9 protein-coding genes are annotated in these 11,108 nt (G+C 36.1%); 5 read left to right on the forward strand and 4 right to left on the reverse strand.

Annotated elements, in window-relative coordinates; all coding sequences use genetic code 11:
* Positions 1–9 precede the first annotated feature (9 nt).
* Positions 10–645, reverse strand: a complete 636-nt coding sequence (locus BMY70_RS22620) for a virulence RhuM family protein (protein ID WP_229209738.1) — start codon at positions 643–645, stop codon at positions 10–12.
* Between the two features lie 198 nt (positions 646–843).
* Between BMY70_RS22620 and BMY70_RS22625 the strand changes: the two genes are divergently transcribed.
* From BMY70_RS22625 to BMY70_RS22645, 5 genes are read left to right on the forward strand one after another with little or no spacing between them, the layout of a single operon-like run.
* Complete coding sequence (locus BMY70_RS22625; RefSeq protein ID WP_090338562.1) at positions 844–1,254, forward strand: hypothetical protein; 411 nt, start codon at positions 844–846, stop codon at positions 1,252–1,254.
* Positions 1,255–1,256: 2 nt separating this feature from the next.
* The gene (locus tag BMY70_RS22630; protein WP_090338563.1) at positions 1,257–2,630 is read left to right on the forward strand and encodes a hypothetical protein; all 1,374 of its coding nucleotides are present in this window, start codon (positions 1,257–1,259) and stop codon (positions 2,628–2,630) included.
* 51 nt (positions 2,631–2,681) lie between these two features.
* On the forward strand, positions 2,682–3,263 hold the full coding sequence (locus tag BMY70_RS22635) for a papain-like cysteine protease family protein (RefSeq protein ID WP_090338564.1): 582 nt from the start codon (positions 2,682–2,684) through the stop codon (positions 3,261–3,263).
* Positions 3,264–3,265: 2 nt separating this feature from the next.
* Positions 3,266–3,838, forward strand: coding sequence for a hypothetical protein (locus tag BMY70_RS22640; RefSeq protein WP_090338565.1), 573 nt, complete (start codon positions 3,266–3,268; stop codon positions 3,836–3,838).
* Positions 3,839–3,894: 56 nt separating this feature from the next.
* Entirely contained in the window at positions 3,895–5,187 is a 1,293-nt protein-coding gene (locus tag BMY70_RS22645; protein WP_090338566.1) for a hypothetical protein, read from the forward strand.
* Positions 5,188–5,370: 183 nt separating this feature from the next.
* On the opposite strand, the gene BMY70_RS22650 is transcribed toward BMY70_RS22645, so the two are convergent.
* From BMY70_RS22650 to BMY70_RS22660, 3 genes are all read right to left on the reverse strand, one after another.
* Positions 5,371–5,874 carry a hypothetical protein gene (locus BMY70_RS22650; protein ID WP_090338567.1) on the reverse strand — a complete coding sequence of 168 codons (504 nt, stop codon included), beginning with the start codon at positions 5,872–5,874 and terminating at the stop codon, positions 5,371–5,373.
* Positions 5,875–5,921: 47 nt separating this feature from the next.
* On the reverse strand, positions 5,922–8,000 hold the full coding sequence (locus tag BMY70_RS22655) for a DUF262 and DUF1524 domain-containing protein (RefSeq protein ID WP_090338568.1): 2,079 nt from the start codon (positions 7,998–8,000) through the stop codon (positions 5,922–5,924).
* 109 nt (positions 8,001–8,109) lie between these two features.
* The gene (locus BMY70_RS22660; RefSeq protein WP_090338569.1) at positions 8,110–11,106 is read right to left on the reverse strand and encodes a type I restriction endonuclease subunit R; all 2,997 of its coding nucleotides are present in this window, start codon (positions 11,104–11,106) and stop codon (positions 8,110–8,112) included.
* Positions 11,107–11,108 lie beyond the last annotated feature (2 nt).

The following is an 11,108-nucleotide window of genomic DNA, read 5'->3' on the forward strand; positions in this document are numbered from 1 at the left end:
CCCATCTTTTTACTTTCCAAAAACATCGGAATCAAAATCCGCTTTCATGATTTCGACGATTTGCTGATAGTCTGATAGTTTCGGATAAATTGCCTGTCTAGTGCTAATTCCTTTACGGTCTAACTCTTCATGATCGTAATCATCTAGTAATTCCAAGCCCTTTGCAAATTGGCTCAGCCATGTGAAGTCAGTATCAATGATTTTACTTTCTATTGCTCTGCCTAAAATCCGAATACCGTCTTTGAGCGTTTGCACCTGTTGCTCTTTCTGAGCAAGACGTTGTTCGTTGATAATATATCCTTCTATTAAGTAGTCTTTTAAGCGTTGGGTTGCCCATTTACGGAATTGGGTACCTTGCTTAGATTTAACACGGTATCCAACTGAGATGATTACATCAAGACTATAGTGATCCACCTTATAGACTTTACCATCTGCTGCAGTTGTCGCAAAATTTGCGACAACTGCAGATTTCTCTAATTCTCCCTCGTCGAATACGTTATTTATGTGCTTACCGAGTGTTTTTATATCTCGACCAAAAAGCTCCGACAGCTGACTACGGTTGAGCCAGACAGTGTCTTTTTCAAACTTTACTTCTATCTGAGTTTGCCCTTCACTACTTTGAAATATCTCTATTTTCTTTTCCATGGTATTATATTTCAGAAGACCTTGAAAGACATAAAGTTATAAATTGATACAACATAGTTACCGTTAAATAATTATGTCTGGAAAGGGTATTAATCTTCTAAGATTAATTCACAATTTTAGAAGATTATAATACCATAATTTAAATCTCTTTTAAGCATTATACAACTACTCATTTAACTTATACCAACCTCTCTTAAAATGTCGAAAAAAATCAAACTTAGCCAAAAGCAAATCAGGAATCTACTCGGAAAATCTATCAAAATTACCTTGGAGATTATTGTTAAAGAAAATAATGAGCAATTATCAACAGTTAGTCTATCCGGCGGAGCAGATAAGGCTTCAATTAAGTACGAATTTACTCGTGATCAAATAACGCTTATAAATATCTCAATAGAAAACAAAAGTGTTCCTACCCCCGCTGACACAGGGAATGTAGAGTTAGATTTTATTCCATTATCAGGACAAATCACAGTCTCAGCAATAGCAACAGGTAATGGAACTGGGACATTGCAACTGATTTACTTGGGGAAAAATTTGTTGACACAGCCGATAGACTTCAATTTTTCAGGAGGCCATGGAACTATCAATCAACTCGTAAAAATCGGTTAATTATGAGACTAGTTTTATCAATCTTCTTAATTATAAATAGTATTTCAGTAACATTAGGGCAGTTTCTTACTCAAAGTGCAGATGGAAAAAGCTCAATCCCACTTCCACTCAAAGGAGCTGGGTTATCGGTAGATATAGGCAAAACGGAGGTAGTATTCGGTCTAAACAATTATGGACGTGTATTTGACACCACCGCAAATCGAGGTTTTATCGGTATAAATATTACAGGAAAGAATGAAGAAGGATTGTCAAATTTATTTAAAGCAGGAGACATTGTTGCCGAAGGGAGCTTTTTATTTTTTACAGGATACTCTTTCTCCAACAATTCTAGTATTAGCAAAAAATACCATGAAAGTGTTTTATATCAAAATATTATAACAAACAATGCCTTAATTGGAAAAATTCAGACCCAAGATTATGTCGACAGCGTAAAATTAATGATCTCTGCTCAACAAAATCTTATTCAAAATCCCCAAAAAAGAAAAAACATTGTTAAGGATCTTAAATATCAAATTGATCAACAAAGATCCGATCAAATTCAATCCTTTATAGAAAATTATGGTGTTGACGATGATGAGCTAAAAATTTTCATGGGCAGTGTAAAAAGAAATGGAAAAGAAATTCGAAATATTTACGGCAGTAGAATTAAGATAATACAAGATAAAAACATTGCTGAAAGGTCAAAAGCAAATAATACTTTTTTTAAGGATAATAAATTTTGGAGACTAAATGTATTTTTACAAGGTGGAATTAAGGCACGACAATTTAAAAGATTTTTAGGAGTTTCCACCCCGGATTTCTCCAATTCATTTAAAGACACGCTTTTCAAAGGAGAGCACTTAGGTATTGGAGTTAATCTCCTGTACAGGAATTTTTGGATAGGTGCAACATACAGTTTAGTCAAAACGGATAATTTTTCAATGCTTACATCCAAAGAATATACTTTAAGACGAACCGATACACTCTCAAATCAGACATTAATCCAAGAAAAAAAGTTGACAGCTTATGGAGGCAAATATTCAAGAGTCAATGTTCATGAGTTAAATATTGACCTAGTTGCTGAATTAAACCTCAATGACACTTCGAAGGTAATTATAAATCCATATTTGCGATCATCTTTATCGAGTAGTGACACGGCATATGTTAAAAATTTCACAAATATCGGCTTAGGGGTATATTTTTTAGGAAAAAAACGCAAATTTCTTGGAGGGCTCTATGTTGAGCTACCCGACATTGCGAATAATATTGAAAAAGCCAAACCGGTCGATGATATGAATCTACGGCCGCCATTGCGCAGACTAAGTTTCGGCATTGTCACTAAATTCAATATTTCCTCAATCTTTAATTTTAAAACAACAAATGCCAAGGCTGATTGATCGATTAAAACCACTCTATTGTAAATTCGAAACACTCAATATTTAACAAAAATGCCAGATATCTTACGTCAAGGGATAGAGAAATTTTCTATCGGATCGTTAGGCCTTATTAATTTAAAACCTGCTGAAAATTTCACCAGCATTTTAGGTGGCTCCACACCAGTGATGTTAACATTTAGCATCCAGAAACAGATTCAGACACAATGGTGTTGGGCTGCAACAGCAGTTAGCATCTCATTGTTCTATGATAATAGTAGTACTTGGACACAATGTTCATTGGCAGAGGCAGCATTAAATTCAGAATGCTGCCAATTCCCTGAACCGTGCAATAAGCCATGGTACTTACACGAAGCTTTAACAATTACGGACAATTTTATCAAATATTCCGATACACTGACTTTCAATGAGGTTGAAGATGAACTAAAAAATGGAAAAGTAATTGGCTGTAGAATTGGCTGGGTAGGTGGTGGCGGACATTTTGTAGTTCTTTACGGCTGTAAGTCAGTTGATGGTGTCAATTACTTTAGTATTGACGATCCAACTGATGGAAAGATAGAAGTTACGGAGGCAGCCTTTCTTTCTGCATATCAAGGTTCAGGCAAATGGACTCATACCTTCATTACAAAACCATAATCATGTTTAAATTCATAGAACTCCCGAATTCCGAACTGGCTAAAATATCACGAATTAGAAGACAAAGTCCAACGGATACTTTACAAATACACAACTTAATAGGTGGAGAAGAAAGTCAGGATTTAAGTTTTCCCCATGCTACATTTACTCTAGGACTTGACGAACTAAAAAATATAAAAAGCCCTGTACCACATCGTACCGGCACTAGGGTAATTGAAACGTCAAGTAGTAAATTTAATTTCATCTATGATCTAAACAATACAGCAGAGGGCTCGGAACCACAAATGTATCAGGACAAACTTTTTGTAAAAAGCTATGAAACTGCGTTCAAGACTATTTTAAATCAGGACACAGAGAACCAAAGTATCCAAGTGCGAACATTGAGAATCCCTGCTCTTCATATTGACGCATTGTGGTTGCATGATGCAAAAAGTCCGGCAAAAGACAAATTTGTACCTGTGCGTTCTCAAGGATTATTTAACAACAACAGTTTTTACAATAGAAAAGATTTTTTTTCTATACTGAAAAGAACTGCCATAGACTATAACATAGATGATGATCTAATGGGAGGATAAAATGTTAATGATTTGCCCTCTTTCTAAGCAAAACTGTCAACCTTAACACTTTAAAAATGCCAGGACAGGAAACCAATCTACCAAAAACTGAAGAAGAAATTCTTCTTGATAAAGAAGTTGCCAATGCGGAAAAGAAAAAGCAACTTGCTCAATTTTTGTTTGAAGCAGCCGAGTCAAAGAAGAAATTGCTTGACTTAGATAATCCTTTAACAAAACAGCAATTTGCAACTGCAAATGAAAGTATCGCTGCATCTAATTTAAAAGCACTTCAATCAGCAAGAGATCGTTGGAAAGGACCTGACGTAAAAGCCGTTGACGGGAAGATCACAAGCGAGGGAAATTCTATTGAAAATCACCTACTAGCTGGTAAGGCATTGTATGATTGCTTTGACAAACTTATAAAAATCATTGACAACCAACCGTTTTCAAAAAATAAAAATTTAAATCTAATAATTTACAATTCAGCTGACTTCCCGCAAATAGATCTCTATAAAGGAATGTTAGACCAAATCGAGTCAATAAAGCAATTGTTTATCGAAACGTTCAAAACATTTGACAGTACTATTTTTGATAAAGAGGATCTTAGTGGTGGGACCTTTGATCCATTACTATTGGGATTCGCTGCAGGCGGCATAATCAGAACCGTTGCCGATATTTTTTCGTTTTTCAAAATTTCAACAGATATAAATAATTATGACATCACCTTAGATGAAACTGCACTTATAGCAACTTTTTCGAAAGTGGTGCGTATAGAAAAACCTGACTGGAGTGTTTTCTACCCAGCTGCATACCCAGTAAATATTGCTAACGATAGTAGTTCCAAAAGGAATAACTTTACAAACTTATTAATTGAATTAAAAGAATTGGATGAAAAAGCAAAATTAAACATTCAATCTCTCGATGAAAAGTTGACAACGTTTCAGTCAGATCTATCAACAGAGACAGAAATAAAAAAGGTCGAAAATATAAAATCAAAAGTGCTAAAAATAACGGAATTGAAACAAAATTTACAAAAAATAACAGCAACCTATAATCAATTTGACACCCTACTATCTACCACAACGGCAGGTAATAATATGAGCATACTTACTACGATACTTCGCGCGGAAAAAATAGTTCAAAAATTTATTGAAGATGACTCGTATGTTATCAAATTGTCTGCATACTCTAATGGTAGTACTAGGAAAATAAATGGCACTTTTAGAGCAAGTAGTATTGAGTTTTCGGGCGGCAGCGAGGTTCACTGCATCATTTTTAATAAGGATGGAAGTGTTCTTTTTTCAGAAAACGTATATGAGTATATACCATACAAAAAGTCAGAAAATATATTACAGATAGTCTCGCTTTAAAATCATTTTCCGAAAAAAGAATGACTTTCTATTATTCTATTATGACTTTCACATCATAACGTGAAACTTTCCATAGTAATTATTACGCTAGTAGTCTGATTTGTACTTTAATCTTTAATTTTCCAATCAAATATTAAAGTACAAGGTCAGTCAAATATAGGTCACATTTGGTCTGAAAAATATTCACTTAAATAAATTGTTACGGCTGGAAAAAAACTTTTCAAAAAACGCCCAATCCTTCACCGTCCCATCTGGATTTAACAACCCAAGATACTTTCCATCACCCAGCCCAACCTGACGAATTGCATTTCTAGACCCTTCATTGGGTACCCAATTCTTTAAGTGATCCATAAAAACGGATTTGCCTGGACCAAAAAACTCTGTCAAATATGCCACCAAGTAAATGTCCACGAAATGAGGGCCAAAACTGTTTGGAAAATTATCTAAAATATGTGATTTAATAATTTCAATCCTTTGCGTTTCCGAATCAGCTGTTAGTAAACGAGACTTTATAGACTCAATATTATACCCATGATAACTTCTTAATTCCCAGTTCTTTAAATAATTCGTATCCCCTTTCGAAGCAATTAACTTCCGCAGCATGATATAAATATTACACACAGTAGGAATATTGTTTTCAGAAATATTTCTTCCACGTACGGTAATAGGAAGGTCAATCTTTGCCATATGAAATTTGATAAAAGTTAATTAGAGGATTGAGTTAAAGATAGGAATCAAACATTTTCAAATTGGGCATCGAATGCTTGTTGCACCAAATCCATCACATTATCCAAATCATCAAGTGATTGTAGGCCTACCTCAACATCACCATTACCCCATCTACCTAGATTAGTAACGTCCTTACACAAATTAAGTGGATCATGTATTTTGTCAAATTCAATATTTAAAGATAATCTTAGTCGAGACTTCTGAGGAACGATATCAACGAAATTTGTTACCGATTTAAAAGCAATGTAAAGTTTCTTAAATTCCTCTTTTACCGAACTGTCAACATTCATAACCCTCTTCCTGAGAGCAAAGTATAATTCAAGTTTGTCACCTTTTAAGAACTCATAACTATCTAAATCGTAATCTGCACTGCCCTTTTCTTCATTTCCAATGTAACGATTCATCACTTCATCTGTAAGATTTGGAAATTTCCATATCTCAATTGCTTTCCCTGCCAACTCTTCTGCTCTTTGTATAATTTGTTCCTCCGTCCAAACATCCACAGACTTCATATAACGGTTTAACCTTAAGGGCGAGTCATTAAATCCTCCCTCAATAACTTTCTTCCGCTGAAATGATCTATCGCTAAGTTCTGAATTATAACCAGTTAAAGTTAAATTACCTAGGGTGTGTAAGTAGGATTGCTGGACCTCCTTCCACGTATCACCCAACATAATTTGCCAATCCGTTGAAAGATCCGGGTTTTGTGGCATAACATGTTCAATGGTACAAGCATCAATGTTGACTAGCTCCTTGCGTCCATAATTCTCTAAATTATTTAGCAAATAATTCCGGGGACGGAAATTGTAAACATCCTTCAAAGCAATTTCTTTCCGGAACTCTATATCTGAAGGAAATCTCTTATAGCTCTCCATACCTTGGAATGCAGCCTGCAAACTTTCCACATAGTTTTCCTTTACAATTGCTTTATAAAGCGTAACGAAGGTCTTGTTTAAGCTATTTGTGGGAATTCCGCATATGGCTCGGCGGAAAACGTAACTTTCAATAAGACTGACTATTTCTAAAAATTCGCTTTTACTAATCAATCCGTCACAGAAATCATTGTATACAGGAAGTAAGAATGGATAAGAAACGTCCACTTTTAACTTCGATAGAGCCCGAAAGCCTCTTTGAAGATCTTGATCCGGCTCTTTATGTAAAACGATATTTACGTAATACCGGGAAAATTTCTCTATATCTTGGACAACTCCTGCTATTACATCGGGATCCTTACTATCTCGAACATAAATTTTAAATTGCTCGTAAACCCTATCAATTTGGGGTATCATTCCTGTTTTAACAGAAAGATAGTCCCTCATGAAGCTATTGAACGTAGAAGCATAATCGTTACCATATCCTCGTTCCATTGGATACCAATATTTTTCGTACAATTTCGTCTGTACCTTTATATCTTGACCCATTAAAACGTAATTACGGATTAAATCGGCCTGAGACAAATCAAGACCAGTAGAGTTCATACTTTCAAATATCAATTGCGGATTATCTTTATCCTTTTCAAGTGCAACGTCCACCACAAAGAGTCGCAAAATGCCATTATATATATCTGAAACATTTTCCGAGTTTATTTTTTCCTTGAAAAACTCAAAATTTTCCACAACACGTAGAGAGTAATCGCCCTCCGGCTGTATGCCATTTACTATATTAATGAAAGTCTCTTTATCTCTCTTCGTCAATAACAACTTGTACTTTAAATCGCCATCCTCCTCTGGATTTAGTAAATAATAGTTTTGAAGTTTAGAAAAATTGGTATCCAAGCTTGATTCATGCTTTTTCATAAAATCCGCCAGTGCAGCAATCAATAGCGACACAGTAGTTATACGCTGCTGGCCATCAATCACTAGTAGTCTTGGCACATCGGAGACTGTATGAATACTTTCCTGAAAGTAAACTACTGATCCGATAAAATGGCCTGGTAATGTTGGATCGGCACTAACTTTTAGAATATCATTAAGCAGCTTATTGCACTGACTAATTTGCCAGCTATAAGTCCGCTGATAAATAGGAATAACAAACTGTTTAGGACCTTTTATTACTGTCAAGAGGTTTGCGGAGGAGGCTTTCATCAATTTTTATTTGTTAGTCATAAATGATATGTGATAGTAATTGGCAGCATTCGCAAAAACGGTTTTAGATTTGAGGCGGAGGCATTTCAAAAACACGAAAGGCGATACATTATTTCTGTATTCCCCTCACCCTTTGGTCATATATATCATTGAACCATAGTCTCTTAAACATCATATTTGCCTTATCCTCAGATAGTTTGTTATATAGCTCCAATTTGGTATTTATGAAGTTTAACAGTTCATTATCAATTTCGTCATTAAACTTGTCCTGAATATTATCTTTACTATTTCTGGTGTTGAAGAAACCCATAAGCTCATCATTCTCGTAAATATTTTTACGCATTTTCTCGAACTCAACCTTATCCTCATCTTTCAACTCCAAACCGTATGTCTCGTTAAGTACTTTGATGATTTTCGTCAACCATTCATTCTCTTCATCTTCCTTTTTACCATCCCCTCCTGGTGTCATTCCCTGCATTGCCGTACTATTACTTTCCAGCGCTAAGTCAGTGGTAAACTGGTGTTGAAGTTTGTAACTATCCAGATCTATTTCTTCCAACACTTCCGTGGGCAAAGCGTTTGTATTGGCTGGTAATTTCTTAAACAAATCAGATAGAAAAACATAGTATTTCTCTAATTGAACATCTGTAAAAGTGATGATCTGAGATAAAAATCTATAAAGCCTTACAAAATCTTTAATGGTCGCTTTAAACGCTACTTTTTGATCGTCGCTCAATTCCGCACCATACCTGTCAACCACTTCATTTAGGATTGGCTGCAATTTTTCTTTGTGGTCACCTTTGGTGAAGAAAAGCCTGGCATATGCTTCAATATCGTTTTTATAAATGATATTAAACGCCTCTACTTTATGCTGTACATCGTAGAGACTATTCGGATCTGTTTGATCATTGAGCTCCATATAATTACTTCCGTAATATGCTTGAAAATCCTCCTGAACTTTCTCCGGATCATTTACGAAATCCAAAACCATTGTGGTATCCTTACCTGCAGTAGTTCTGTTAAGTCGACTAAGCGTTTGAACTGTGCTTGTTCCTCCCAGCTTTTTATCTACAAACATGGTGTGTAGCAGCGGCTCATCAAACCCAGTTTGATACATGTTTGCCACAATCAGTATTCTGAACTGCGGAAGTTTTAAAGCGTCAGGTATATCTATCCTACCGCCCAGATTATTCATGTTTTCTTTTGTGTAATCTTGTCCCGTTTCAGCGTCAGTAACAGTTCCGCTGAAAGCAACTAGTGCGCTATATGGTAATTTCATTTCACGCATAATATCATCAAACTTGCGTTTGAACCGCACTGCGTGAAGACGAGAACGGGTAACGAGCATCGCCCTTGCCTTACCCTGTATTTCATTTTGTGTTTGCGACACAAAATGCTCAATCATAATTCTTGCTTTTTTTTCAATTGCGTGATCCTGTAAATCTACATAAGACGACAGCACTCTAACTGTCTTTTTCTTATCGTACTCTTTATCTTCTATTTCCGTACGCTTAATTAGCTTATAGTACCGTTTCCAGCTCACATAATTTTTAAGCACATCCTTGATGAAACCTTCTTTAATAGCCTGTTCCATTGTATAGAGGTCAAAGGCTTCTCGCCGGCCATTACGTAGAGTACCAAACAATTCAATGGTTTTTTGTTTTGGTGTGGCTGTGAATGCAAAGAAAGAGATGTTATTCTGATCTCCCTTTTGCTTGATTTCATCTGTTATGATATCGTCCAAATCTTTTTCTAGGCCATCAGCGGTTTCGGCTTCTTCCAATGACAGAGCTTTTCGCAAATGCCTGGCTGACTCGCCTGCCTGCGAACTATGGGCCTCATCTATGATTACTGCATAGGTTTTTTCTCTGTTCTGCGCAACAACTTCTGAAATAACCGGAAATTTCTGTAGCGTCGTAATTATTATCCTTTTGCCTCTTTCTATGGCGTTCTTTAAATCCTGGCTAGTTTTGTTTTCACCTATATATTCCACTGTACCTGGCACTTGCTCAAATTGCCGGATGTTATCCTGAATTTGTTTATCCAAAACCCTTCTGTCCGTAACTACGATCACACTGTTGAAGAGTGATTTTGCATCATCGGGGTGTTGATAAAAATCGGATAAACGGTGCGCCAACCAGGAAATCGTATTTGATTTACCTGAACCTGCTGAATGTTGAATCAGATACTTTTTGCCAACTCCTTCCGCCCTTACTGCTTCTAACAAATTCTGAACAGCTCTCCGTTGGTGAAAACGAGGAAATATCAGAACGGGCTTTTCCTTTTCACGCAATGCTTTTGTTTGAGTGTCATAGTATTTCTCCTTATTGACTTGGAGATTAACATAATTCTGAATCAAATCAAGTAATGCATCCTTCCTCAAAACATTTTTCCACAAATATGAAGTCGCATAATCGTTGTCATCCTGATTAAAGAGCGCCTTATTAAACGGCAAAAAGAATGTTTCTCTACCCTTCAGTTCGGTACACATGCTGACCTGCTCAGTACTAACCGCAAAATGGACGAGACACCTTTTAAACTCTAATAACAGTTCCTTGGGGTCTCTATCTTCAATGTATTGTTCGACCGCATTGTGTAGATACTGACCTGTTAAGGCATTCTTCAACTCCATAGTCACAACCGGCAATCCGTTTACAAAAAGAACAATGTCAATTGAATTTTCATTTTTCCGGGAATACTTTAATTGCCTGATGATGGTAAACCTGTTTTTTAAATACCCTTCTTGGTGCTCAGGAGTTTTACTATGAGATGGTTTGAAATAAACCAGATCTAAGTATTGACCTCTGTCCTTTACCTTTTCTCGAAATACCTGTAGTGTTTTGAGTTTGCTCTTGTTGACCTGATCAGCGACCAGTTCTACTAATTTGGTATCAGTAGCAGCTCCATATTGATTAAAAAGAGCTTCGTATTTTTTAGGCTGCGTGTCTTTTATAAAACCTAACAGGTCTTCCGGTATAAGGCATAAGCCTTTGTCATAGCAGGAATTCCCCTTCTCTACATATTCCGTAAATTCGGGACGAGCAATCTTTGAAAGGTATTTCACCACATGATCTTCGAAATGTTTCTCTCTAGTACCTTCTGCCATAG

The organism is Dyadobacter koreensis, from assembly GCF_900108855.1.
Classification (GTDB): domain Bacteria; phylum Bacteroidota; class Bacteroidia; order Cytophagales; family Spirosomataceae; genus Dyadobacter; species Dyadobacter koreensis.

Excerpts from the sequence above, each read along its gene's own strand:
- BMY70_RS22620 (WP_229209738.1), bottom strand. The coding sequence starts at position 645 with ATGGAAAAGAAAATAGAGATATTTCAAAGTAGTGAAGGGCAAACTCAG.
- BMY70_RS22625 (WP_090338562.1), top strand. The coding sequence starts at position 844 with ATGTCGAAAAAAATCAAACTTAGCCAAAAGCAAATCAGGAATCTACTC.
- BMY70_RS22630 (WP_090338563.1), top strand. The coding sequence starts at position 1,257 with ATGAGACTAGTTTTATCAATCTTCTTAATTATAAATAGTATTTCAGTA.
- BMY70_RS22635 (WP_090338564.1), top strand. The coding sequence starts at position 2,682 with ATGCCAGATATCTTACGTCAAGGGATAGAGAAATTTTCTATCGGATCG.
- BMY70_RS22640 (WP_090338565.1), top strand. The coding sequence starts at position 3,266 with ATGTTTAAATTCATAGAACTCCCGAATTCCGAACTGGCTAAAATATCA.
- BMY70_RS22645 (WP_090338566.1), top strand. The coding sequence starts at position 3,895 with ATGCCAGGACAGGAAACCAATCTACCAAAAACTGAAGAAGAAATTCTT.
- BMY70_RS22650 (WP_090338567.1), bottom strand. The coding sequence starts at position 5,874 with ATGGCAAAGATTGACCTTCCTATTACCGTACGTGGAAGAAATATTTCT.
- BMY70_RS22655 (WP_090338568.1), bottom strand. The coding sequence starts at position 8,000 with ATGAAAGCCTCCTCCGCAAACCTCTTGACAGTAATAAAAGGTCCTAAA.
- BMY70_RS22660 (WP_090338569.1), bottom strand. The coding sequence starts at position 11,106 with ATGGCAGAAGGTACTAGAGAGAAACATTTCGAAGATCATGTGGTGAAA.